Below are 25231 nucleotides of genomic sequence, written 5' to 3'. Positions count from 1 at the left end.
ATTTGTTTGTTTTGTAAATTTAATTCGACTCTTTACTTATCTTAACATACTTTGGTTTTTTTACACCTACCTACTTACTTGGCCTCGACATAACTACACAGCAGTCACTAATTTATCGGTTATGACAACCATTGCTCTTAATTTTTACCGATTTTTAGGCTTTTAATCATTAAAAATCGGGCAAAGGTGGCTAAACTATGAATTTTAAAAGCTCATATTTTTACTCAGTTAAAATTGTATATTAGCTCCATAATCCGCTCAAAATTATAAAAATAAAGTTTTCAACCCCAAGGAGAGCAAGGAAAACGGTTTATTCAACTATCAATAAAATTGATAGTTTGATTTTTAGCGCTTGAGTCGGACATTAATGTTTTCATTCTCTTATTTTAGCACAGCTAAAATAAGAGAATGAAACAGCCCAGCCTTAACTGGGGGATTTTTATGTCTAGACACGCACTAGACATATATTAGACAAGTGACGCAAATTTTCTAGAAATACTAGATACACTAGACAAATACTAGACAAAATGCTAACATTTAACTAGACTGCTACTAGACAATGACTAGACATGACAGACAGAGTACAGCTTAACTTGAGATTGGACGGCCGCCGTGACTTGCTCGAAACCATTAAAGATGTCGCAGCAGCAGAGGGATTGAGCGTCAATGCTTGGGTAGTGCGAACTTTAGAGCAAGCAGCCAACCAGGCAATATCAGCGCCGCCAATTCAACATCAAACACAAGTGTCCGAAATTTCGGACATCGAACCAGTGCTAGACAAATTGCTAGACAAAAAGCTAGACACTCTGCTAGCGGTTAAATTAGCAGGGATTGAGGAAAGGCTGGGAAAATTGAGTGCCTGAGTGACGGCAATGATGAATCACGAGCGGCAGGAATTGAAAGCGGCCAACAAGCAACTTGCAGAATGGGATACAGAACTGAATCAGTTACACGAGCGCAATGGCGATTTGGGGCTGAAGGTTCAAATGTTGGAGCAAGAGCTCAAAGAAGCACGGCGCGATCGGGAAGCAAATAAAAACTCAGCTCCGACCGTCGCAAAGTTTCCAGAGCCAGCCGACTTACTCAACCAGTTAAGAGCGCAGCGCAAAAAGTCGAGGGCCGAACCGGCAGACATGGAGGTAATTTTAGAAATACTTTCGTCCTGACCGATTGCCCGGAGAAGGGGTGGAGTTAAAGCAAAAAGTGGTATATACCGGAGCGGTTTATATACCACTCTTATATACCACTGCCGATAAATTGCACAGATGGCTAAAAAAGCGGATAGCATCAAAGCCTTGTGGAGTAAGGAATGTACGGAGAGGGTGGGATTTGAACCCACGTTAGAGTTACCCCTAAAGTAGATTTCGAGTCTACCGCATTCAACCGCTCTGCCACCTCTCCAATTGATTTGAGATGTGAGCTAAAAGTATTTTACCGCACAGTGTGCCAGATTGTAAATCTTTATAAAAAAGAAGTTTGATTTTCTTCAGATTCCAAAGTGGTCTTAAATCCCCCTGCGGGAGTCCACAGCAGGGCTCCGTCGCGCCCTGTCCAGAAAATCTGGGTTTTGCTTTGGCGCAGTTGGGCTGCGGTTTCTGGGTCGATTTCGTCAGCAGAGGCGATCGCCACTTGCGGCCCCACTGCGCCCAATAACTCAGCCGTCAGGGTTTTTCCCGACCACCACAGCACTTGAGCCGGCTTCAAGGTTCCCGTTGCTGCCAATTTTTTTTGCGCTTCCGGTGTCATTTCACCGATGAGCAACCAAGTTCGATTTCCCACCAGGAATTCTACCACCGGAATCTCCGCATTCACGAACTGCAACCGCGTCGCACCCAGATCAACTGTACTGTTAGTTTCTAAAGGAAAGTAAACGCCTTGGCGAGATTGCACAGCCGATATAAATTCCTGATTGCTGCCACGGTGAATTTGTTTCGGAGCATTGTTATCATAAAATGTTTTAATTGGCAAGCGTTCTAGTAATTTTCCCCAACCACTGCTCAAACCTAAATGACCGTGAGTGGCGATCGCAAAATTCACAGAATTAACTCCTTGCTGCTGCAAAAAAGGCAACACTGTAAACCTCACAGTATTTTCATCACCGCTATTGATCAGCGCCACTTTTCCCCTATCTTGAATTACTAAAACAGGCTCACCAGATGTCGCCAGCAAAGTAACTTGAAATAAAGAGGATTGAACGTGCCAAGCTGGCAAAACTATGATACTTATTCCCGCCACCACCGCCAGCGGTAAAATCCAAGCAGATGAAAAACTCGGCAGCGACACAACTCTACTTTCTTCCTTCTTCCTTCTTCCCTCTTCCTTCTTCCTTCTTCCCTCTTCCTTCTTCCTTCTTCCTTCTTCCTTCTTCCTTCTTCCCCCAATCCAAACCCAGCAAATTAAACTGTAAAGCGCGATTAGCTGCAACACCGATACTTGACCGACAGCTACAGAATTACCGGGTAATTGCGAGAAATATTGGGCGATCGCAATTAACCCCTTTGCCGGATAGTCCAGCAGTTGTGCTAAAACACTGCCAGCCGGCGGAAAAATCAATCCAGCTAAAGCGCTAACCATCCCCCCAATACTCAAAATCCACAGCAAAGGAGCCGCAATAATATTGACTAAAATGCTGTAAGGTGATACCACGCTAAAAACGTAAAGTAGCAGCGGCAGCACCCAAACTGAAGCGGCGATCGGAACCACAACAATCGAAGCGATCGCGGGCGGCATCCAGTCCAATTTTGCCATCAGTGGCGGCGTTGTCACGATTAACCCCAAAGTCGCCAAAAAACTCAGTTGGAAACCTAAATCCCAAATCCACAAAGGGTTAACCAGCAGTAAAATAGTAGCAGCAATTAACAGCAATCCCAGCGGCTTAACTTGGCGGTTCAGCACCAAAGCAAATAATGTTCCAAATCCCATTAAAGCGGCGCGGCATACTGAAGCTTCAAAGCCGGTTAATCCCACAAGCAAAAATAAAGCACCGACGCCAAAGCTAAATTGTAATTGTTTGGAAAAACGCCTGGTTAAAGCTAGAACTAAAGCCAAAACCATCGAAACTTGAGTGCCGGAAGCTGCGATCGCGTGGGCCAATCCAGCCTGGACAAAAGAGTCGCGGATGTTGTAAGGTAAATCTACCGCTTGTTTGCCGAGGGCGATCGCACTGATCAAGGGCCCTTCGGGAACATTTAACTGCGATAGTTGCGATCGCACGATCCGCTGCCGCATCGCTTGAATTTTCGATGGCTGCATCCCGCTTGGTTCCAAGAAAGCAGCCGTTTGGCTGTTAACTCGATTTACATCCGCGATCGCCTTTTCTCTCTTCCAGTCAATTTGACGACCTTTTAGCCCTACAAAAGCTCCTTCTCTGGCTAAATATGTTTTAAAATCAAAAGCCCCCGGATTCGACGGTGGCTGCGGTTTGTACAAGGAACCCACAACTGCGATCGTATTGTCGGCGTACAAACCCGTTGCTTGCAGCAGGGGAACTGTAACGTAGAGTTTGCCGGATACTGGGCGGTTTACGACTGCTCCTCCCTCGCTGCCGTTGATTTCGCTAACTAAATCTGTTTCTAGCCAAAATTGCGATCGACCCGATCGAGTCAATCGAGGCGTACTGACAACTCTACCGCGAACTGTCACTGCCACTTCTTGAGTGTTTCCAACCGCCGGAATCAGTTTGCTGATGTCATCTATTGCCGGTTGGGGCGATCGAACTGCAAAATAAACACTAGCTAGAAATGCCAGCAAACCCGCCACCGCCCACACCCATTTCGCTCTCGGCAGCATCTCCAACAAACTCAACTCTTCCCTCGCATCTAAGGGTTCTTCAAGAGCATTTTCTTTTTGTCGGCTGCGTCTTTTCTTAGTAACTTTGACAGAATTTTTAGTATATTTTCGCAACAATTTCGGCAGGGCGATCGCTACCGCTATTCCCAAAGCAAGTATCGCGTATCTACCCCAAGAAACCGCTGTAGAAATCAATCCCAAAATGTAGGCAAGACAGAAGATGACACCCGTTGCTTGATTCATTAATTAGCAATTTAGAGGGGGAATATTTCAGGGAAACCTATGCGGGACTTATGCACTCCTTACGAAAGAAACCGGGTTTTTCAGCCGGGGTAAAGGGCTAAACGCCGTGAACTTGGGTAAAAAATCCGGTTTCTGGCTACCTGTGCGTAAGTTATGGCAAAAATTCTTTCCTTACATTCTTTCCCTTCCCCTTCCCCTTCCTCTTCCTTTTCTAAATAGACAGCCCCAATTTTAAACCGAAAGCCGCGTGCAGCACCATAAGTGCCAGAGCCGTCGTGCCTAAATAAGCGTGAACCGCGCGCAGTGCCAGCTTATTGCCCCCAAAACCCGTTAGCGAAATCAAGCTGCCAACAGCCAGTAAAACCAGCACTGCCGAACCCGTCCAAAAATGCGGACTTTCCATGACTGGCTGGTGCTGCATCACCAGCGACAGCAAGCCGCCTGTATAGCCCAAAGCTAGAAACAAAAACATCCACGGTGCAAGCTTGCGGTGATCCGAGCGACTTTTGAGTGCGACATCTTTATCGGCGGCCAAACGTCCCTGCCATCCCGTATACCCGACAAAACTGCCCATCGCCACCACCACTATCCCCATCATTACAGGGTGTCCCCAATGGGTAATTGGTTCGGGAATTCCCCGACTGCGAAATTGACTGGCGATGGGTTCTAGTAGTTCGCTGAGATTGATCATTTGCTTGAGATTCCTAACTTTGCGATCGCTAATTTTGATTTAACCAACAACTTACTCTAAATAGCAATATACCGATCGTGATTTTCAATCACTGTTTCCAGCCAAAACTCTGTATAAAATAAAAGAGCCGGACACAGGAGAAGTGTATTACCTAGCCTCAGTAGGGTATCTGCCATTTCAGTTAATTTGAGCTGAGCAGTATCCAGTTTTTTGTCCCCACACCAGTAAGAGGATGCTATTGCAGACGGCGCTATGATTAAGCCTTACCGATTTTTGCAGCGAATTGCTCAACTGTTCGCCTACGCCTACTCAGCACTGATTGTCGGCTATCTGATTCTGAGACTGATCTTTTGGGACAGGTTGTGGCCGGTTGCCTTGATGGGGGATTTTGTTCCTTGGATTTTCTTGCCAATCTTCCTGCTGCCAATTCTAGGGTTTTTTCTCATAAAGAAACGCTGGTTCGCGATTGTTTCATCTGTGGCTAGCCTCTGCCTGCTGGGTTGGCTACACGTCACCTACTTTTCTCCCCAGCCTGCGAACATCAGTGACTCCCCGCCAACGCTCAAGGTTTTTTCTCTCAACCTCGGCTGGCATCACAAATCCCCACAAGCCTTGATTAATCTAATTCAGGAAGAAAAACCCGACCTCATTTGTTTGCAAGAAATTAAGGAGGATTACGCCAAAGAAGTATTCTCTAAGTTGGCCGCATTATACCCGCACCACCTGGGGCGCGGATACCATGTGATTCTCAGCAGATATCCCATTCGCTCTTTCCAAAAGTTACGGCTAGCCGGTGGGAACGAACCACAAGAACGAGCTATTATCGAAATGAACCAGCAAGATGTAGTTCTTTATAACATTTCAACAACCCCACCGTGGTTTCGCCAGCATAAAATTTTGCCTTTCCTCAAAATCCCAGTTTACGAGTACGGCGACCGACCGGCACAAATTCAAGATTTAGTGCGGCGACTCCAAAAAGAAACGCTGCCGACTATTGCCGCCGGGGACTTTAATCTGACTGACCAGTCTCAAGACTACTATTATTTGAAAGCGGTTATGCAAGATGCTTTCCGAACAGCAGGAGTGGGTTTTGGCTTTACTTTTCCTCACGGGTGGGATCTGAGTTTACTGGTTAAACAGTTAAACTGGAAATTAACTTTTCCCCTGGTGAGGCTTGACTATGTTTGGTATTCTCACCACTGGGGGGCAAAATCAGCCAAGGTTTTACCGCCAATCGGTTCAGAGCATCTGCCGGTGTCGGCCCAACTGGGGATGCAACCGGAATTTGGACGAGTGTAGGGGGTTGGCAACACTTTGGTGGGGCGACCACAAGGGCATTGGTGTCAATTTAAGATCGGGGCGAAGAGCGTGATGCTGTTGGCGAATCCGTGAAGGGTGACTCCTCACATTTGCTCCCGTCGCACCCCTCTTAGATCGTGTCCGGATAATTCCCCGCAATTAATTTTTCTATCCTTCTTCCTCTTTCTTCTTCCTTTTTGGCGTACTTGGCGTCTTGGCGGTTCATTATTAAACCCCCCAAAGAAACAAAGTATTGATTCGCCAACAGTCTCATGGAATGCGCGATTATACAAACAGGGAATTTTAGACAAATGAAGATGTTTTCAACCAAGCACAGACGAATGGCTCGAATTAAGCCTTACTGGCTTTGCACTTGACTGCTGAATCGCCCGTATGCCATAGCCCTGGGTCTGCGCTTCACCCAATCTTCACAGCCTCATTCTCACTCTGGATGTTAAATCCTACCTGCCTGCTCAAAGTTAATTTCAATTCCTTGACTTTTGAATGCCAAAGTTAGAAATTAACATCGCAGCCGACGAACACTCCCACTTCTACATTTTGCTAATCGCTCTCAAGGGAGAACCAACTGCTGAAAAAAAACTAGAGGTTCCAAGTTTGAGACTTCTGGCATAAAGTATGCCGTCTGCCCAGGCTCACTTCGATCGACTGATCGCTAAACTGTCTCAAGGCACCCTGATAGCACCCTTGGCTGTTGAGCAGCCATCGCTGTGCACCTAAATGAACCCTCTCAACTAACTTGCTGGGGATTCTGTTTTAGCAGACAAGCACTGACTTTCTTGCGTCGCCTTCCTCGGAACCGTGCAATCGCTACACTCACTGCGCCGTCGCTAAAGTAGCTTCCGAAGGTTGGATTTGATACTTTACGAGATTTGCCAGTTCTTGTAACTGATTAATCGCTTCTGCACCTTCTAGTTTCATGAGTTCGCGGTCGTCCCGCATCTCAGTCCAAGTGATACCGTAATCTGACACTAAAAATCGAATCAGATGGTTGTCCGTCAAACTGACCATAAATGAGGCACTGTTCATCTGACCCCCGCAAGTGTAGCAGGATGCCAGATAACCCCGATGCTCTAGCACGATCGCTAAAGCTTGGAGGTTCATTACCAAATCTTGAACGAATTTACGGTGTTGTTCTGCAAGTCTCAGAAACACAGTTCTCCTCCTATCACCACACCGTGTATTTTACATCCCATTTAATAATTTCTTAATAAGTGGGTATTTAGGTGCTGGTTCAGTATACGTTTAGTATGCTCAAAAAAAATCGGATTAGCGACCTCTTCAGCCTACCTATACTACATTAACCGAGTTGTGCTCGAAACGCAGTATCAGCAGCGACATTCAGCCAAAACAGGCTATCGCGGGGGACTCCAGCCGGAAAATTTGCCTGCTGTAAAGGGTGATTCAGCCGTCGCAGAGCCCAAAGATACAAATAACTAATGATAGCCATGAAATTAGTTAAGTATAAGAGTTCAATCACCCTGGGGATACTCGTCCCAAAGCGTAGTCGTCTGCCGCAAGCTCCGAAAATCGCCATTCCCCAAAATCAAGTGATCCAGTAACGGAATCGACAAAAACTGCGCTCCCGCCAGCAACTGTCGCGTCAAAGCAATATCCTCCGGGCTTGGTTCCACAATCCCGGAGGGGTGATTGTGCGAGATAATCGCCCGCGTGGCCCCCTGGCGGATCACCTCGCGAAAAATATCCCGTGGGTGAGCCAAAGTTTCCGTTGCTGTGCCAATTGTAATTACCTGAGTACCCAGCAGCCGATTTTTTACATCCAGCAACACCACAGCAAAACGTTCCTGAGACTGCCACATCAAATCCTGACTCAGGGCATCCGCCGCCGCTTGCGGAGAGTCAACCACAGCCATTTCCGGCGGCCGCGACTGAAACACCCGCTTCCCCAACTCCACCGCCGCCAAAATCGAAGTTGCCTTGGCAGGGCCAATCCCGTGAATCTGCGTCAACTCCTGAACGCTAATAGTGCGTAGCACAGCCAAAGGATCACGGTGGTGCAAACTCAACTGATTTAAAATATACTGTCCGAGCCCGACGGCGGAAAGCTTGCCGGGTCCCTGACCAGTACCCAGGAGAATCGCAATCAATTCTGCAGTCGCCAAACTTTTCGGGCCACCCGCCATCAACCGTTCCCGTGGCCGTTCACTCGTTGGCAAATCGACAATTCTCAAGCTGTAAGTCATAGCTGCACCCGCACCGCAAGCTCAACAATTAGACAATTTTAGCCGATCGATTTGCCTTCTTCAATTCGTACAATCACCGAAAAAAGCCTTCATCATTAACCGAGGATTTTGGCAGATCAAATCTAACCCAGCGTTTCACAAGCGATCGAGTCTTGATCTCGATCGAGCTTAAAAGGATCGCCCGGATATGCCTCTAAAACTCGCTGCGCTTCAGCTTGAGTCGCAAAGTCAGAACAGTTGCAATCCGAGTTAACGCAACTCGGAAAATCGGCACTTTTAACCTTTGGTTTAGAAGACTCGTCAATAACTTTCTTGGTATCTTTCTTTGGCTGCTGTGCATCAAGAGCAATCTCTGCGGTTCGTTCAACAGATTTGACTGAAGATGGCAATTTGCGATCGGGCTCTGGTTTGGCAAGTGCAGGTGCGGCAGGAGAAATTGCAGGTTTCGGTGTTGGTGTCCGCGTTTTCACAGTCTCCGGCTTGGGTGTCTGCACTGCCGAAAGCGGTGATGGCTTAGCGGTTTGAGATGATTCTAGCCGATCGGTTGGGGCCGGAGGCGCCACCGAAACTTCCTGAGACGGATTGGGTGCGGTGACGCCAACAAGTACAAACGAAGCCGCCATCAACCCGCCGTACATCGCGGCCGATCGCTTGCGGGTTGGTGTACCCATTTCGGATTAACAATACCCAGAAATAAGGCAGGTATCGACAAGAGAAAGCTTAAGACGAAAAAATTAAACATCGCGACTTTATACCCGTAAAAAATAGAAGTAATCCAGGACGCATAAACCGGGTTTATTTTACCCAAATACGAGGTGAAGCACGAAGGATATCTGTTTAAACAACCTGAGTTATTTAATCTCTGTGCGTAAGTCCTGACAAGTTAACTTGCTTATTTATCTGCCGACCAACTCACAAATCCCTATGATTTACCAAAAACTTGGGTTTAAAGCCCCGTCCTTATAGGACGGCTTTGTGCTAGACTTTTCGCGTAGCGAGTTCTCACGTAAGATGTTCGTTTTAGAATTCAAGGCTAAAGGCAAACCAAATCAGTACGCAGCAATAGACGAGGCAATCAGAACTGCTCAATTCGTTCGGAATAAGTGCATCCGATTTTGGCTCGACAACCGAGGAGTAGGGCAAAAAGACTTGTACCGTCACAGCACTGCGCTCAGAGAAGAGTTTGCCTTTGTCAAAGATTTGAATTCTAGTGCTTGCCAAGCTTCTGTAGAAAGGGCTTATTCTGCGATTGCTCGGTTCTACGACAACTGCAAGAAAGCCGTTCCCGGAAAGAAAGGTTATCCGACTTTCAAGAAAAACAGTCGGTCTGTTGAGTACAAAGTCAGCGGTTGGAAACTTTCGGAAACTCGGAAGCAAATCACACTCACTGATAAAAAGGGAATTGGCAAGCTCAAACTAAAAGGGACATGGGATCTCAACTTCTACCAAATCGATCAGATCAAGCGAGTTCGCTTAATCTGTCGTGCTGACGGCTACTACGTTCAGTTTGCAATCAGTGCTGAAAACAAAGTAGATACAACGCCAGCAGGTAAAACAGTTGGATTGGATGTAGGGTTGAAAGAGTTTTATACAGACTCCGATGGCCACACTGAACCAAATCCCAAGTTTTATCGAACGAGTGAGAAGCGGCTGAAGTTTAGACAACGCCGTGTTTCTCGCAAAAAGAAAGGCTCTACCAACCGAAAGAAAGCAATTAATCGATTAGGGCGAGTACACCTCAAAATAAGTAGGCAGCGGGAAGAACATGCTAAGATACTGGCGCGTTGCGTAATCCAATCTAACGATTTGGTCGCCTACGAAGATTTGAGGATTAAAAACCTAGTAAAGAATCACTGTCTCGCTAAATCAATTAATGATGCTGGTTGGTATCAATTCAGAAAGTGGTTGGAATATTTTGGAGTAAAGTTTGGCAGGGTAACGGTTGCTGTCAATCCTGCTTATACTTCGCAAAAATGTTCTAACTGCGCGGCAATCGTCAAAAAATCCCTATCCGTAAGAACTCACGCTTGTGAATGCGGATTTGTTATGGATAGGGATTGGAACGCCGCGATTAACATTCTGAAAAGGGCATTGAGTACGGTAGGGCATACCGGAACTTGGGTCAAAGACCCGAACGCTTTGGGAGATTCGACCACTACTTTGGCTGGAGAAATCCTGTCGCAAGCAAGTTGAGTCTGTGAACAAAGAATCCCCTCGCCTTTAGGCCCGGGAGTGTCAACCTAAATTCTGGCCATTCAGTTGAGGCCAGCAGCCCCGATGAAACTGGTTGTGGCGCTTTAGGTGCTATAACCCCAAGCAAAACGAACGAAACTGCCATCAAGCCGCCGTACAAGGCAGCCGATCGCTGGCGAGTTCCCTGTCCCACCCATTGAGGATTTAGCAGACCCAGACAAAAAGCCGGTGTGGAAAACATAAAAGTTAATACAAACAAGCTGGACATCACGCACCTCCGACTAGCGAATTGCAGCGATTAATTACTTTTATCTCCAATTAATATCTCCCAAAATCCGCTTAAAAAAGTTATCATTTAGAATTTATGACTTTGGACTTATTGCCTCTTATTAAGCAATAATAAAACTGGTTAAATGTCTAACTTTAGGTAGGTGTTAAAAAAAATAATAGCTTTCGAGAGAGCCAGAAAAGTCAGCTTAAAATAGAAACTAAATTCCTTACTCAAAATATGAAAGTCCGCTTTAACGTAGTGCGCCAAAATCAAAACGAGGCTCCCCGGGTTCACACTTACACCTTAGATGTGGAAGAGAGCAATACCATCCTCGACTGCCTCAACAGCATCAAGTGGGAACACGACGGCACTTTAGCTTTTCGCAAAAATTGCCGCAATACAATTTGCGGCAGTTGTTCTATGCGAATTAACGGTCGATCGGCATTAGCTTGCAAAGAAAATGTGGCCAGCGAACTGGCAAGATTGCAAAAAATAGCTGATTCCAGCTCAGCAGAAATGCCTACCGATTTCATCCCAGAAATCACCGTCGCCCCAATGGGAAATATGCCGGTCATTAAAGATTTGGTTGTTGACATGACCAGTTTTTGGGACAACCTAGAAGCAGTTGAACCCTATGTCAGCACAGCCTCGCGAGCAATTCCAGAACGCGAATTTCTGCAAACTCCACAAGAGCGATCGAAACTCGACAAAACTGGCAACTGCATCCTCTGCGGCGCGTGCTATTCTGAGTGCAACGCGCGCGAAGTCAACCCGGAATTTGTCGGCCCCCACGCCCTCGCCAAAGCTTACCGCACGATCGCCGACTCCCGCGACAGCGAAACCGAAAATCGGCTCGAAAAATACAACGAAGGCACCGCAGGCGTCTGGGGATGCACCCGCTGTTATTACTGCAACTCGGTTTGTCCGATGGAAGTTGCGCCGATGGATCAAATTGGTAAGATTAAACAGGAGATTCTTGATCGCAAAGATGACCAAGCCAGTCGATCGATCCGCCACCGCAAAGTTTTAATCGATCTTGTCAAAGAAGGTGGCTGGATAGATGAGCGGAAATTTGGCATCGAAGTAGTAGGAAACTACTTCCGCGACGTTAAAGGTTTGCTGAGTCTGGGCCCGTTGGGTTTGAGAATGATCGCTCGCGGCAAGTTCCCGCTGTTTTTTGAGCCTTCAGAAGGTACCGAAACGGTGCGAAATCTGATCGAATCGGTTCAAAGTTTAGAAAAGTCAGCAGATTAGCGATCGGCTGTCCTTTTCCTGGTAAATTACAAGTTGTGCGATCGCAAAGCTTCCCAAAAATCATCACTCAAAACTCGAAACTTAAAACTTTTAAATGACTGCTCAAACTCCTCCATCTCCAAAACCGACAACCCCAAATACCCCAAAACCCGAACCAACGTTTGGGTGGAATGCCTACGCGGAACAAATCAACGGACGATTTGCGATGGTGGGGTTCGTGGGACTTTTGCTGCTAGAATTCTTCACCCGCCAGGATTTTTTCACCTGGCTGGGTCTGCGTTAAATTAATCAAAATTAATTAAAAATGGAAGCTGAAAAATTATCTATATTTCAGCTTCCATTGGATTTTTAATAGTTATTGGAAATACACTTTATCAAATTATTAGAAGTAAAAAGTTATAACATTTATAGTGGCATACAAACATATGAATTTACCAAAGTCGATCGCAGTTGCTTGTAGTGCGATCGTCCTTGAATTATAGGGACACGGTATTGCCGTGCCCTGACTCCGAAGTTTAGTTCATATTCTGTTCGGTCGATGACCCCTAATACGGTAGGGGCGGGTTCACGAAAAATATCTGCCAATAATTGACAATCTCAAAAACCCGCCCTTTTAATCGTTCGAGCGGACATGATATCAAACTAATTTCCAGTTGTTTCACGGACGGTTAAACTGTACTTGCCTCTACCTTTTGGAGGCGGATCGTAAGCATTGACAATGACGCGATAGCGACCGTTCGCAGACAAGGTAACAGAAATCTCTGAATTGGAATTTTGCTGCGTTGCATCATCATTTTCTGCAAGTAGCTCGCCCTGGGAGTTGAAAATAGCGAGATAAGTATCAAACTCGGTACTTTCTACGGTAACAACCACTTTCTGACCCTGAGTCCCTTCAAAGGTATACTCATCGTACAAACTGCTGTCCGAGGGCAGTACAGAAGACTTAGCAGGGCTGAGTTCTCCGTTTTGCTCTAAAAGGACTTTAGATGAACCCGCATCAGGACTCGGCCGAGGTTCTAAAGTTGGACTCTGAGTTGGCGAACTCTGTGGTGATGGTGACGGGTTGGGGCTTGCTTGAGCTAAAACCGCCTTGCCAGCAGGCTTCGGATCAGTTAAATTTTGAGGAAATTCTGCTGCAATGAGGGTGGAACTACTGTTAGCAACTCCACCTAAATTTGAAACTGGCGGCGAGACAGTCGGCTTGCCAGAAAAAGTAGCTACCAGAGCAATTGGCGCGATCGCCCAAAATCTAACTTGACGCATGAATTACCTCGGTTTGCAACGAAGAAGGAAGGAAGAAGTCAGTAGTCAGTAGTCAGTAGTCAGTAGTCAGTAGTCATGAGTTATTTGTTAGGTGCTACCAATGCCCCATGCCCCATGCCCCATGCCCCATGCCCCATGCCCCATGCCCCATGCCCAATTTTCACCGGACAGTTAGAGTGTAACGACCCCGGCCCGAAGCATCGTAAGCATTGACAATTACGCGATAGCGACCCGTAGCGGGCAAAGTAACGGTCAGAAACGCATTTTTAGTCGAATCGCTCCCATCGTCATTTTCTGCCACTAATCGGCCGTTAGGGCCAAAGATAGCCACATAGGGATCGAAATCTGTACTTTCGAGGGAAATGGCTACAGACTGACCCGATCGACCTTCAAAAGTATACTCTCGATACAGACTGTTGTCAGACGGCAATACTGGGCCGCCTGCAACTAAAGCGCCTTCTTCTTGCAAAATCGCCCGAGAAGGCGCGGTAGGAGCACTCGCTTTCAGTTCTAACGTATAAGCCCCTGACTGCTTAGCTTGGTAGGAATTTGCCACTAACGTGTAAGTCCCGTCTGCTGGCAGCCTGACTGTAATTCTGGCGTCTTTACTGCCTGCCCCGTCATCGTCTTGTGCGATTTCGCGCTGGTTGGGCCCGAGCAAAATTAAATAAGGGTCAATTTCTTGACTTTTCATTTCTATTGTGATTTGCTGGCCCGCTTTTCCCTCAAACGAGTAGAGGTCAAAAAAGCTGTTGTCGGTGGGCAGAACGCTAGACTTGTCGGTGAGGAGGCCACTGACGGCGGGCCCGTTTAACGCAACTTTTTGAGGTGATTTGTTGCCACCAAAGGGCGATCGGGCTTGAGCCACGCGGGGAGCCCGCCCTTCTCGCACCGCTGTCAGGAAAGCGGGTAATTTGTCTGCTGAAATTGCAAAACCGATACCGATATTACCTCCACCCCGACCGCGAGTAAAAATAGAAGTATTGACGCCGATTAATTCTCCTGAACTGTTGAGCAGTGGGCCTCCTGAATTGCCGGGATTGATGGCGGCGTCGGTTTGAATTAAGCCCCGCTGCTGGTCGATGCGACTGACGATTCCGACTGTAAAAGTACCTTGAAATTGACCGAAGGGATTCCCGATCGCAAATGCTTGTTGCCCGACTTTCACCGAACCGGGACGGGCTAAAGGAATCGTGGGCAAATTGTTTTGATCGCGAATCTTCACCACGGCTAAGTCTAGACCTTCTTCGCCGAATCCAATGACATCGGCGACAAGTTTTCTGCCGTCTGACAAAATGATATTGACGGTACCGCCTGCCGAAACAACGTGGGCGTTAGTTAACACCATGCCGTCGGGGCTGATAATTGTGCCACTGCCGTTAGATTTATCTGTATCAACGGTAACAACCGCCGGACTAGCCTTTTCGTAGACTCGAATATTGGTTTGTTCTTCGACATTTTGGGCGATCGCGCCCTGGGAATGCACCGAGTTAAATTCTGTTAAATCTGTTGATTGCCGCACAGGGGATGTCGTAACAACCGCACTGGCGCTGGCTGCAACCCCAACCGTTAAAATTCCCGATACTGCTAAACTTAGAAGTTTGAAATTCATGGCGATCGATTTAGTATTTAGCGATGGGTAGCTAGGAATTAGGTTTTGTGGCTAACCGCTAACTACCTTCTCTAATTATTTTAGGACTTGCACCACGGTAGTGACATTCCTTACGCCGGTTCTCCAATTCGGGAATCTGAATCAGCAGCTAAATACTTAAAATTAGCTTGTCGTACCTCGGCATCCTCATTGCCGTAGAAAAAAGACAGCAAAGCAAAACGCTGGCCGCTAATCACCGGCGTCGCTTCATGCAGCAAAGAACACGAAAAAATAATCGCCGTGCCACAATCCCCTTTATAACCGTGCGGCGCGTACTCGGGAAACCGTAAAAATCCCCCCGTGTACTCTCCCACATTCAAGTTTAGCGTCATCGCAAACCTGCGGTGCACCGTAGCTTTGCTAGTGTTGTCGCGGTGCGGCAGAAAATAACCGCCGCTGTCAGCATCGTAACAGCCCACCAAATACCGCTCAAACCTGGTAATTGTAAACTGAAAAGCTTTCTCTACTTCCGGCCGCACCCGGCGCCAAATAATCGCACTCAATCGCTGCTGTAACTTCGGGTCTTCAATAAAGAAATCTCGGCGCTTCTTGAAAGTGTCGTCGTGCAGACCAACTGTTTTCCCGCCTATTTGCCTCATAAAGCCGGAAGGACTGCCACCGTGAGTTTTGTACATATCGATTAAACTGCGGCAAGATGCTTTGTCCAAAACGTTAGGAATTACCAACACCGGAGCGTGGCGAGTGGCTGCTCGGGCTTCCTCAATTGGGGGCAAACTTTTGAGAAAATCTAATACTTGCTGGGCGTGTTGGTGCGGTTCGCCCATCGGCAAAATATTAATTACCTGAAGGTTTTCGTTGAGAACAAAAGTTTGTGGTGCATAGTAAACTCCGGCAACTCCATTTTCTTCGACATCTCGGAAAACACCGTACTGCTGACTGACTTTTTTATCCAAGTCCCAGAAAAAAAGGAATGACGGAGCAATTGTGGTTGGTCTGTTTTGTTCTTTGTCTGCTGGGTCAACGCTCACTCCGAACCGCGGTACTTGCAAGCTTTGGAATTCTTCTGAAAGCTCTTGAAAGCTTTTGAGGATAACTTGGATTTGTTCAAAAGCTGCGCTGGCAAAGAAAAACAGTACGACTCGCCGGCCGCCAACAGTTGAGAAATGAAATAAGGGGTTATTTGTAGAAGGAACGGAAAACCAGGGAGCCGGATCTCCTATTTCGAGTAATGGCATCTTGCTGATTTGAGATTTGGGATTTTATTTTTAGATTATTATTTTGTGGATTAGTTCCACAGGTTCGGTAGGTCAATCGATTTTAGATTTTAGATTTTAGATTTTAGGATCGCGAATTAAATAATTTACACTCTTGAAAGTGGGGAGTAGGGTTGGGCTTATAGCCCGCCCTTTCTGGACGGGCGGGACGCCCATCCCACAAGAACCATCACGCATTCTAAGTTATTTAATTTTAATTCCTGAGATTAAAAAAATGAAGCATTGACCCCACGAATAAATTCGGGGACTCCTTTATCGGATACAGGTTTTTTATTGAGCCGTCCTGAGTCTGCTTTCGGAATGAATCCGGGGGCTTGTATCCTGGATGCTTGATTGTCAAAATAAATTAAAAAAAAAATTAGCTTTTATTTGTGTATATCTGCGTTGGTCTGGGGTTTCACACTGGCAATTTACAGTCTTTTTAATCATTTTAATATCTGAAGAATAAGTAGATGGGCATCAATAAACGCAACTTATTTTTTTGCCTGCGGGTACGAGAAAAGTTTAGTTTCACCCATCTACTTAGTGTTTGCCTATTTGTCGAAACTGGGGGAATTATCGGGTTGGTCTTCCGGGTATTCTACAGGTCGATACTCCACGTAGTCTGACGGCGGTGCTTCCACGTCGCGGTTGCTGGGGCGAGACCTCGATGATTCCGTAGGACGGCGTTTTTTGGTTCTCGGCGGGGTATCGGAACTGCGGTTTTCCGAAGCAGGGGGGCGACTGCTGCTGCGGGTCGGTCTTTCTTCGGGGTTGTCTGAAACGTCCCAGTTGTCAGACTCTTGGGTTTGCGGGGCTTCTGGGCGAGAGGGACGTTTGCGCGAGGCTCGATCGCCCGAATCGGGCCGTCCGGTGTTAACGCTGCCGTTGCGATTCGAGGGGCGGCGGCGGGGTTCGTCGTCGTAGGCTTCCCGAGAAGAACGGTAGTCTTGGCTGCCTCTGATGCGGGGACGGGGCGGATAGTCTTCCTCTGGTTCTAGCTGTTCCATGTCGGCATCGTAGCCGTCGTAACCGTAGGCGTTGCTGACCGGTCGGTCTTCATCTACGTATTGGGCGCGACTTTTGGCTTGGGCTGTGGTCGCTCCTCGCAGCTTAATGCTTTCTGCTGCAAAAAATATGGCGGAACCGGTGAGCAGAAATTGACCGAATGCCAGAATTGGGTCAAGCCGCCACCCCTGAAATAACAGAATACCGCCGCACAGCAAGCCGACTGCTGCAAAAAAAATATCGTGGTCTCGAGCTAGTTTGGGACGCCACGATCGCAGAAAATACAGTCCTGCCCCTGCTACTGCTAGGATAATCCCTAACAGGCTGCTCCAGTTCAATCCTAAATTGACCATTAGCCTATCTCCTATGTCTTTCCTATGTTAGCGAGTTAGATTTTACATCTATCATTAAGTCTGTCAGCCCGACTGTGCTTTCTGGGGCAGAGTCCGGTCAGGGTTTCAGCTTGGGAAGTCAGTATAATAATGAGTTTAACGGGAAAAAACCTCAGCTTGGCAGTCAACTGAAGGTTTTGCCTTGACAGTTGCTGGCAGCCGAGGTTTCTCGGATCGGGGAAATGCCCGACGTGTAGCCCACAATTGACTTGCAGCGCCGGACTTAGAAACCCGCTGACTTTTTAGGTGCGCTTGATTTTGTCTTTTTGGCTGATGAAGATCAGGGCGATCGTTGCTGGAATCACTACTACCACCACGCCCACCAGCAGGCTGTACAAGAAGTTCGCGAGAGAAGGAGTCATAGATTCAAAGCCTTTGTTACAACAATTTGATTTTTATTAATTTTATACTTTCGATCGCACCTGTCAAACGGTTAAAATTATGAAGGGCTGACTTAACAAAACTTAAAATTTCGAGATAAGACCCATGACTGGTATTACCGTTGCAAGTTGGATTCTGGGCTCTGTCCTAGTCGTGATGACCTTGCTGTTTATTTTTCGGATCGTCCTGACTTGGTATCCCGAAGTGAACCTGAGCAAGTTGCCGTTGAGTCTGATTGCTTGGCCGACGGAACCTTTTTTAGCCGTAACTAGAAAGATTGTACCGCCGATCGGCGGGGTGGACATTACGCCGATTATTTGGGTGGGTATCTGTAGCTTGCTGCGAGAAATGATTCTCGGTCAGCAAGGGCTGCTGACAATGATGATGTAGAAGTTGGCGGTTGACTGTTGACGGTTGGCGGTTGACTGTTGGCGGTTGACTGCCAACTGCCAACTGCCAACTGACTAATGACTATTGTGGTTCAAGAACTGTTCGACGAAATTAGTGTAAACTTCGCCGCTGAGAAACTCGGGGGAATCGAGAATTTTTTGGTGGAAGCTGAGGGTGGTAGGAACGCCAGTGATAGCACATTCCCGCAATGCCCGTTTCATCCTGCGGATGGCTGTCGGTCGATCGCGCCCCCATACAATTACTTTACCGATTAAAGAATCGTAGTAAGCGGGTATTTCGTAATCGGTGTAGACGTGAGAGTCCATCCGCACGCCGGGGCCACCGGGAGGCAAATAACCGCTGATTATGCCGGGGTGAGGGCGGAAGTTGCGATCGGGATCTTCAGCATTGATGCGACACTCGATCGCGTGGCCGTTGAGAACTACTTGGTTTTGCTTGATTTGCAGTTTTTCTCCTTGGGCGATGCGGATTTGTTCGGCTATCAAGTCGAGGCCTGTAATCATCTCGGTGACGGGATGTTCTACTTGGATGCGAGTGTTCATTTCCATGAAGTAGAACTTGCCCGATTTGTCAAGCAGAAATTCGACAGTGCCTGCACCCGTGTAGTTGATGGATTTGGCAGCGGCAATGGCGGCGTGACCCATTTGATCTCGCAGTTTCTGGCTGAGGGCTGGGCTGGGGGCTTCTTCGAGGAGTTTTTGGTGTCGGCGCTGAATCGAACAATCTCTCTCGCCGAGGTGGATGACGTTACCGTAGTTGTCGGCGAGGATTTGGATTTCGATGTGCCGGGGTTTTTCGATGAATTTTTCTAGGTAAAGTCCGGGATTGCCGAAGGCTGCGTCGGCTTCGCCTTGGGCTGCTGAGAATAGTTTGGGGAGTTCGGATGCTTCTCTCACTAGCCTCATCCCGCGGCCTCCACCGCCGGCGGTGGCTTTGATCATCACGGGATAGCCGATGTCGCGGGCGATCGACAAAGCTTCGCGATCGTCCGCCAGCAATCCCTCGCTACCGGGTACTGTGGGGACTTTCACCCGCTGCATAGTTTCCTTGGCGGTGGATTTGTCGCCCATCGCCCGCATGGCTGCCGGAGACGGGCCGATGAAGGTAATTTGATGGTCGGCGCAGATTTCGGCAAATCGGGCGTTTTCGGCGAGGAAGCCGTAACCGGGGTGAATGGCTGCGGCGTTGCGTGTCAGGGCTGCCGCGATGATGTTGGGGATGTTTAAATAGCTTTTGCTGCTGGTGGGGGGGCCGATGCAAACGGCTTCGTCTGCCAACTGGACGTGCAGGGCGTGCTTGTCTACGGTGGAGTGAACGGCGACCGTGGCAATCCCCATTTCCTCGCAGGTCCGCAATATGCGGAGAGCTATTTCTCCCCGATTAGCGATTAAAATTTTCGAGAACCCCATCTTCGCTGCTTAATTCACTCAATATTCTGTACAATAATGCCTTTCGGTATGTTCTGGATAATCGTTTTCCAGAAATTGTTCACAAAAATTTATTTTACATTTTGCTGGTAGTGGTGCTATGATTGTAAATCGGCGGTGTCAAAGGGCAAGTTACAAGTTAAATGTCAGGAACCTCAACCTGTAAATCTTTAACTGGTAACGCAAAAATCCCGGAGATTGCTAGAAAGAGCGGATGTGGCGGAATTGGTATACGCGCACGCTTGAGGTGCGTGTGGCAATATGTCCTTGCGAGTTCGAGTCTCGCCATCCGCATTGAATATAAAAAACAACTGTTGACGGTTTTGGCTGTCGGCAGTTGTTTTATATTGAGTGGTTTTTCGAGAAAGTCGATCGAGTACGGTAGGGTGCGGATTCATCAGATATTTTTAAGTGCGATCGAACTTGTGACAGATCCGCACTATACAAAATACTGTTTAACTGTCGATCGACAATTGTGTTTGAATTAAAAACATAGATACTGATCGTTTGTCAAGTAGAATGGGGTTAGTTAGGTTCCGAATCCGAGAGTTGGCTGACGAAAAAGGATGGACGCTCAAGGATGTTGCCGATCGATCCGAGGTTCCGTACAGCACAGTCAGGCACTATGCTCGATCGGAAGGACTAGCAACGGTTGATATCACATCCATTCAAAAGATAGCTCGCACTCTCGATGTTTTGATTGAGGAGTTGATGGATGTGGTCAAAGAATGAACTAATTTATCAGTTATAGTATGGGTAGAGAGCGAACACCCGCGCTCGCCTGAAAATTCCTGCAGTCAGAACATCTATGGCTTACAGCAACAGCGAAGTTGAGGGAAAATCTTTCTATCAATCAGAACCTTTAATCGCCCGATTGAGGGGAATTATCAGAGATTATCCCGAAGGTGTGGGGATTCTCAAAGAATTAATTCAAAATGCTGACGATGCGAAAGCAGCGCGGGTAGAAATAACCCTTGATTGGCGGAACCATCACGTCAAATCATTGCCGGACGATCGCATGGTACTGCTAATGGGGCCGGCGATGTTAGTCTACAACGATAGCGTGTTTGCAGACAAAGATTTTGACAGCATTCGCAGCTTGGGACAAAGCGAAAAAGCGCGAGACTTGCAGAAAACGGGTAGGTTTGGTGTTGGGTTTAATGCAATTTATCACGTTACAGATTTTCCCAGTTTCGTGTCGCGCGATCGCATCATTTTTTTTGACCCTCACGGTGCAGCTATTCCCGGCACTTCTCGGCAAGAACCTGGGCGCGAGTGGAATTTGGCAGAGGCTAAATGGTACCAAAAATATCCCGATTTTATGCAAGTCTATGCAGCGGGAGGATTGCCCGTTGGAGATACAAACTTTCAAGGTACTCTATTTCGGCTGCCTCTGCGAACAACGGAAAGCGCAAAAAATAGCGAGATTCGCAAACAAGCTTTTACTGAATCAAACGTCAAGGAACTCCTAGACGAACTGAGACAGTCGGGTGAAGAACTTTTGCTATTTTTGAAATCTGTTCAGGAAATTAGAGTCTACGAAATTCCTGCAAACAGTCAAGGAACTAGGCAAGAAATTCTAGCGATTGTTACCAAAAATCCGCAAGAAGTCCGATCGGCGCGACAAAAAATCCTTGATGCAATTCCCGATAACCCCGACAAGTTGCTGGAATTGTGCCACCGCAATCATGACGGTTTAGTCTCAGTTTCTTACCGCCACGAGATAGAAACGATTAGTTGCGATCGTACTATCAAGTCAACTTGGAGAATAGTCAGTTTAATTCGCACAGACGAAGGCGGCGAATTGGCAAAAGTCATAGAAGCAATGCACCAAAGCCAAGAAAAAGTCGTGCCTTGGGCCGGTGCGGCTGCTAGAATTAATGCTGCCAGTACAGAGGGAAATCTGGCGCCTGTTTCGGGCAAAGTTTACTGTTTTTTGCCGCTTCCTCTCGAAACTGGTTGGCAGGTTCACATCAACGGTTTTTTCAACTTAAATAGTTCGCGGGATAATCTCAGTAGCGACAGCGGACAAACGGGAAAAGATAAGCCTAGAGCTATTTGGAATGGGCTACTAGCGCGCCACGTTTTGTCTCATGCTTGTGCTAACTTAATTGTCGATTTAGTGCAAGATATCGGAGTATTTGAATCAGATAAATTTTACCAAATTTGGCCGATTAGCAAAATTACTGCCAGCAAAGCTCTGGAAGAATTGCAGGGATTTGTGATGCAGTTATTGTACCACAAACCAGTTGTGCGATCGGCTGTCAAACAAATTGTATATGAGGGTAAAATTACCGGAGCAGTAATGTCACAGACAAGATGGGTGACACCTCCGACAGTCAAAAATTTACCATCTAAAAAGTGTTGGGACGAGTTATTAGCACCGCTGTGTGCCGATAATATCGATCTTCCAAATCCGCCATTGCCCGATTCGATTTTAACAGCTTTTAAAGATGCAGGTTTGCCTTTACCAACCTTCACTGCTGCAAACTTGCGAAAGCATTTAATCGAAAATAAATCCCTAGGGATTGCGCTGTCGGATGCACCGAAAGCAAGCCTGCGAAATCGGCAGTGGATTGGGAATATGCTGCGATATTGTCTCAGCGACAATTGTCAAGATTTGCGCGGTTTGCCACTTGCTATTCTGGCTGACAATACTTTGCAGGTATTTGGGTATAATGCGATCGGCACTATCTACATTGCAGATGAGGCGCAGAGGGAAATATTTGTCAGTTATCCCGAATGGTTTCTCCACCAAGATTTAACTAAATTATTGCCTGCATACAATCTAAAGGGCATCTCAGCCATGACTGCTGCGGAAGTAGCCAAGCAATTGGTTAAGTTGGTGGATTCAACTGCGTCAGAAATTGATTGGAATCCCGATGCAACGCATCCTCCTAATGCAGAATGGTTGACTCTAGTTTATGATTATTTTTACAAGATAAATCCGAGACATCTGTCGCAAGAAACAGTCGATGCCTTGACAAAAGTGCCACTGGTTCCGGGAAGTAATGGCAAGCTTTACAAAGCGAAAATTGCTGACACTCCTTTGTTGCGCGGGGATCGAATTGAGGCGGAAACAATTGCGGCGGTAGAATATTTTGGGGCAACACTTGTCAAAGCACCGGCAAAACTTGAGGGTGCGATCGCACAATTTGCCGATCGCCACAAAAATCAGTTAGTCTATTGTATCACGGGCCCGGATATCCTAGACATAGTATATTCGCGGTGCGATCGAGGTTTGCCACCTTACAACGAAAAGCATTATACATATCTGCTGAATTTCCTGGCAAGTCGAGAGCAAATAAATTACGATGAAAACCGGAAAAAGAAGCTGCGCCAACTGCCAATTTATCCAACAACTTCCGGCGAAATAGTTGACCTCTACAGTGAAAATGTCTACCTTCCGGGCGACGGATATGAACCGCCAGAAATTGCAGGTAGTTTGCGCCTTTTACGCTTAGGACAAAAACGAGAATGGCTGCCACTTTTCCAACTTTTGCAAGTACCAATACTCAACCGCGCCCGACTAATTCGTGACTGTTTGTTGCCAGAGTATGCCTCCTTTTCCCCAGAAGAACAGTTAATCGCACTAACTTGGATTAGGGATAACTTGACTAAAGCTAGCAAAGAGTTAGAAAATGCAGGAGAGAATGCTTTCGGATTCCAGGAAGAGCTTAAAAAGGCACGTCTGGTACGCTGTAGTGACAGGAGATTGAGAGCTGCCCAATTGATTTATAATCCTTTTAGTGAGGTAGTCCGAAACATTATCGGGAATGTAGCAGTGATTCCAGACATGGAATTTTACTCGCAGAATTCTGAAATTTGGCTGAAATTTTTCTCAGAGTTAGGAATGAGGCAAAATCCCGATGCTGATGACATTTTAGCCTGCGTTGACAATCTCATTCAAAGGGCCAATCGATCGGGTGCAGAGGCTGTAGCCGATAGCTGCATTGCTATTTTTAATTACATCGTTGACAACTGGGATGCGATCAAAAATATCAGACTTGCCAACAGCAACAAGACACTACCAGAAGCACTTGTAGATAAACCTTGGCTTCCTGTCGAGGGAAATCCTCAAAAGTTAAGCCAATATTTCGGTGCTGCAAAACCTGAACCTAGATTGTACCGCGCTAAAGACTTGTGTTTCATTCAAGATGCTCCTTTAGTCGCCAGCCAAAAGTTTATATTTGCACGTCCTCAGCGGGATTTACTGAAGGTAGAAATCAAAAAGGCACTGGGTTTTGAGCCTGTAGACCCAAATACCGTTATCGACTACTTTGATGTTATCATAAAACTTTGGGAAAATGACAGTTAAAATTAAATTATCCAACAATCAAAATACACAACTGCAATCAGTCGAGGCGATTTACAAGTATTTTTACGATACTTTGGTAAAAGGCGGTATTTCGGCAGATCAAAAGCGGCAAATTCAAGAGCGTTTTGCTCATCGTCAATGTCTGTGGGATGAGTCTACGGGTAAGTTTTGGCAGCCCAAACACGCTTTTTTAGATGATGTTGGTTTTTTCGGAAATCGACGCACAACAATACCTAGTTCTAATTCTCATTCCGAAGTTTATCAGTTATTAGGACAAAGGATCTCGCCCACTGTACAAGACTACTTAGACTTCCTGGCCGAACTAGCAGCAGAGTACGGCAATAATGCTTTAAATGAAGCGGATAAAAACTGCGCGATTCAGGTACTCTACCGCCTGGAATCTCAACAGTTATTACAAGGAGTCGCAGTTAACAATATACCGATTCTTACCGCTAACAACACGCTTTGTTTGGCGGAAAAAGTTTTCATCCCCGACGCGCATTGGCGCAAGGATTATATTGACCCTAACCGGATACTGCACGATAGAGTTTCTGCCAAATTTGCTAAATCGGTTGGCTGTCTTTCTTTGTTGAAAGATGCTATAGAACGCCCGAAAACAGTAAAAATCGCCCGAAATACCAAAAGCTGCGATTGGTGTCTAGAATGGCAAAATACCTTAAACTCGGCAGAATTGCGATCGGGTTTGAAGCGGTTGATTTTTCACGAGTGCGAATCGGAACCAATTTTAGATTTAATCTGGTTGGCCAAAGCTCAAGTTGCAGCGGCTAGTCAAATTAATGTAGATTTATTTTTGAGCGATGAAACCTGTATTGCCACAGATATACCGGGTACTCAACACTTTGACGAATTCAATAAAATTTTTCAGATTATCAGTAGTGCTAGCAGATATATTATGCTATCGTATTTAGCAGAAAGTATTAACGCTCGGCTTGGGGAATATGCCGTTAAAAATTTGCTACCCCTCGCCAGCATTATCGATGCGGAGCCATGTAATATTCACAGTTTGCTAAACGAGTTGCGAATTAGGTCTTTACCATCGCTTGTCACCGCTACCGAGCCTGAAAATCAAGAATCTAATATTAGTAAAGCGGCGACAAATTCCAAGGGCGAGTCTTCCATTTATTGGGGCGCGTTTTGAGCGAGTTTATTTAATATTTCACACTCTCCAGATTAGACATCGGGG

24 protein-coding genes and 2 tRNA genes are annotated in these 25231 nt (G+C 46.7%); 13 read left to right on the top strand and 13 right to left on the bottom strand.

All coding sequences use genetic code 11. From position 1 onward, the window contains the following. The first annotated feature begins 569 nt into the window (after positions 1-569). Positions 570-863 (top strand): hypothetical protein, encoded by a 294-nt coding sequence (locus tag QUB24_RS28025; protein ID WP_333156865.1) that lies wholly within the window; start codon positions 570-572, stop codon positions 861-863. A 9-nt stretch (positions 864-872) separates the two neighbouring features. Continuing rightward, a complete protein-coding gene (locus QUB24_RS28020) occupies positions 873-1166 on the top strand; it encodes a flagellar alpha dynein (protein ID WP_333156864.1) in 294 nt (97 codons plus the stop codon). Positions 1167-1314: 148 nt separating this feature from the next. On the opposite strand, the gene QUB24_RS28015 is transcribed toward QUB24_RS28020, so the two are convergent. The 3 genes from QUB24_RS28015 to QUB24_RS28005 form a co-directional block, all read right to left on the bottom strand. Continuing rightward, positions 1315-1401 (bottom strand) — tRNA-Ser (locus QUB24_RS28015). Between the two features lie 60 nt (positions 1402-1461). After that, entirely contained in the window at positions 1462-4032 is a 2571-nt protein-coding gene (locus tag QUB24_RS28010) for a ComEC/Rec2 family competence protein (protein ID WP_333156863.1), read from the bottom strand. 211 nt (positions 4033-4243) lie between these two features. Beyond that, the gene (locus tag QUB24_RS28005; RefSeq protein WP_333156862.1) at positions 4244-4723 is read right to left on the bottom strand and encodes a DUF4079 domain-containing protein; all 480 of its coding nucleotides are present in this window, start codon (positions 4721-4723) and stop codon (positions 4244-4246) included. Between the two features lie 252 nt (positions 4724-4975). On the opposite strand from QUB24_RS28005, the gene QUB24_RS28000 reads away from it, so the two are divergent. Further along, positions 4976-6022, top strand: a complete 1047-nt coding sequence (locus QUB24_RS28000) for an endonuclease/exonuclease/phosphatase family protein (RefSeq protein ID WP_333156861.1) — start codon at positions 4976-4978, stop codon at positions 6020-6022. Between the two features lie 504 nt (positions 6023-6526). Beyond that, positions 6527-6655 (top strand): hypothetical protein, encoded by a 129-nt coding sequence (locus tag QUB24_RS27995; RefSeq protein ID WP_333156860.1) that lies wholly within the window; start codon positions 6527-6529, stop codon positions 6653-6655. 201 nt (positions 6656-6856) lie between these two features. Here QUB24_RS27995 and QUB24_RS27990 read toward each other — a convergent pair whose 3' ends face one another. From QUB24_RS27990 to QUB24_RS27975, 4 genes are all read right to left on the bottom strand, one after another. Beyond that, a complete protein-coding gene (locus tag QUB24_RS27990) occupies positions 6857-7195 on the bottom strand; it encodes a DUF1815 family protein (RefSeq protein ID WP_015176985.1) in 339 nt (112 codons plus the stop codon). A gap of 145 nt (positions 7196-7340) precedes the next feature. Continuing rightward, positions 7341-7490 carry a hypothetical protein gene (locus QUB24_RS27985; RefSeq protein WP_333156859.1) on the bottom strand — a complete coding sequence of 50 codons (150 nt, stop codon included), beginning with the start codon at positions 7488-7490 and terminating at the stop codon, positions 7341-7343. A gap of 22 nt (positions 7491-7512) precedes the next feature. Beyond that, a complete protein-coding gene (gene radC / locus QUB24_RS27980) occupies positions 7513-8244 on the bottom strand; it encodes a RadC family protein (protein WP_190736147.1) in 732 nt (243 codons plus the stop codon). A gap of 122 nt (positions 8245-8366) precedes the next feature. Then, positions 8367-8915, bottom strand: a complete 549-nt coding sequence (locus tag QUB24_RS27975) for an excalibur calcium-binding domain-containing protein (RefSeq protein ID WP_333156857.1) — start codon at positions 8913-8915, stop codon at positions 8367-8369. A 340-nt stretch (positions 8916-9255) separates the two neighbouring features. Between QUB24_RS27975 and QUB24_RS27970 the strand changes: the two genes are divergently transcribed. The 3 genes from QUB24_RS27970 (at position 9256) to QUB24_RS27960 (ending at position 12245) form a co-directional block, all read left to right on the top strand. After that, positions 9256-10437: an RNA-guided endonuclease InsQ/TnpB family protein gene (locus QUB24_RS27970; protein ID WP_445300440.1), complete on the top strand. Its 1182-nt coding sequence runs from the start codon at positions 9256-9258 to the stop codon at positions 10435-10437. A gap of 508 nt (positions 10438-10945) precedes the next feature. Then, positions 10946-11962, top strand: coding sequence for a succinate dehydrogenase/fumarate reductase iron-sulfur subunit (locus tag QUB24_RS27965; protein WP_333156856.1), 1017 nt, complete (start codon positions 10946-10948; stop codon positions 11960-11962). A gap of 94 nt (positions 11963-12056) precedes the next feature. Beyond that, the gene (locus QUB24_RS27960; RefSeq protein ID WP_333156855.1) at positions 12057-12245 is read left to right on the top strand and encodes a chlorophyll a/b-binding protein; all 189 of its coding nucleotides are present in this window, start codon (positions 12057-12059) and stop codon (positions 12243-12245) included. A gap of 359 nt (positions 12246-12604) precedes the next feature. Here QUB24_RS27960 and QUB24_RS27955 read toward each other — a convergent pair whose 3' ends face one another. From QUB24_RS27955 to psbX, 5 genes are all read right to left on the bottom strand, one after another. After that, positions 12605-13225, bottom strand: coding sequence for a pre-peptidase C-terminal domain-containing protein (locus QUB24_RS27955; RefSeq protein ID WP_333156853.1), 621 nt, complete (start codon positions 13223-13225; stop codon positions 12605-12607). A gap of 160 nt (positions 13226-13385) precedes the next feature. After that, positions 13386-14837: a trypsin-like peptidase domain-containing protein gene (locus tag QUB24_RS27950; protein ID WP_333156852.1), complete on the bottom strand. Its 1452-nt coding sequence runs from the start codon at positions 14835-14837 to the stop codon at positions 13386-13388. A gap of 110 nt (positions 14838-14947) precedes the next feature. Then, complete coding sequence (locus QUB24_RS27945) at positions 14948-16072, bottom strand: redoxin domain-containing protein (protein WP_333156850.1); 1125 nt, start codon at positions 16070-16072, stop codon at positions 14948-14950. 572 nt (positions 16073-16644) lie between these two features. Further along, the gene (locus QUB24_RS27940) at positions 16645-17451 is read right to left on the bottom strand and encodes a Ycf66 family protein (RefSeq protein ID WP_333156849.1); all 807 of its coding nucleotides are present in this window, start codon (positions 17449-17451) and stop codon (positions 16645-16647) included. 281 nt (positions 17452-17732) lie between these two features. After that, the gene (gene psbX / locus QUB24_RS27935) at positions 17733-17852 is read right to left on the bottom strand and encodes a photosystem II reaction center X protein (RefSeq protein WP_190741405.1); all 120 of its coding nucleotides are present in this window, start codon (positions 17850-17852) and stop codon (positions 17733-17735) included. A 124-nt stretch (positions 17853-17976) separates the two neighbouring features. Here psbX and QUB24_RS27930 point away from each other — a divergent pair, with 124 nt between their 5' ends. After that, positions 17977-18261: a YggT family protein gene (locus QUB24_RS27930; protein ID WP_006634856.1), complete on the top strand. Its 285-nt coding sequence runs from the start codon at positions 17977-17979 to the stop codon at positions 18259-18261. A gap of 74 nt (positions 18262-18335) precedes the next feature. Here the strand turns inward: QUB24_RS27930 and accC are convergent, their stop codons facing one another. Next, the gene (gene accC / locus QUB24_RS27925) at positions 18336-19691 is read right to left on the bottom strand and encodes an acetyl-CoA carboxylase biotin carboxylase subunit (protein ID WP_333156848.1); all 1356 of its coding nucleotides are present in this window, start codon (positions 19689-19691) and stop codon (positions 18336-18338) included. Positions 19692-19919: 228 nt separating this feature from the next. Here accC and QUB24_RS27920 point away from each other — a divergent pair. The 5 genes from QUB24_RS27920 (at position 19920) to QUB24_RS27900 (ending at position 25186) form a co-directional block, all read left to right on the top strand. Beyond that, positions 19920-20003 (top strand) — tRNA-Leu (locus tag QUB24_RS27920). Positions 20004-20023: 20 nt separating this feature from the next. After that, on the top strand, positions 20024-20197 hold the full coding sequence (locus QUB24_RS27915) for a hypothetical protein (protein ID WP_333156847.1): 174 nt from the start codon (positions 20024-20026) through the stop codon (positions 20195-20197). 31 nt (positions 20198-20228) lie between these two features. After that, positions 20229-20441, top strand: a complete 213-nt coding sequence (locus tag QUB24_RS27910; RefSeq protein WP_332973393.1) for a helix-turn-helix domain-containing protein — start codon at positions 20229-20231, stop codon at positions 20439-20441. Between the two features lie 76 nt (positions 20442-20517). Continuing rightward, positions 20518-24027, top strand: coding sequence for a sacsin N-terminal ATP-binding-like domain-containing protein (locus QUB24_RS27905; protein WP_333156846.1), 3510 nt, complete (start codon positions 20518-20520; stop codon positions 24025-24027). Further along, on the top strand, positions 24017-25186 hold the full coding sequence (locus QUB24_RS27900) for a hypothetical protein (protein ID WP_333156845.1): 1170 nt from the start codon (positions 24017-24019) through the stop codon (positions 25184-25186). The genes QUB24_RS27905 and QUB24_RS27900 overlap by 11 nt, the downstream gene beginning before the upstream one ends. Positions 25187-25231: the final 45 nt, after the last annotated feature.

It is taken from the genome of Microcoleus sp. B9-D4 (assembly GCF_036705105.1).
In the GTDB taxonomy this organism is placed as follows: domain Bacteria; phylum Cyanobacteriota; class Cyanobacteriia; order Cyanobacteriales; family Microcoleaceae; genus Microcoleus.
Note: the sequence above shows the minus strand (reverse complement) of the source record. Positions and strands in the feature narration are given on the sequence as shown.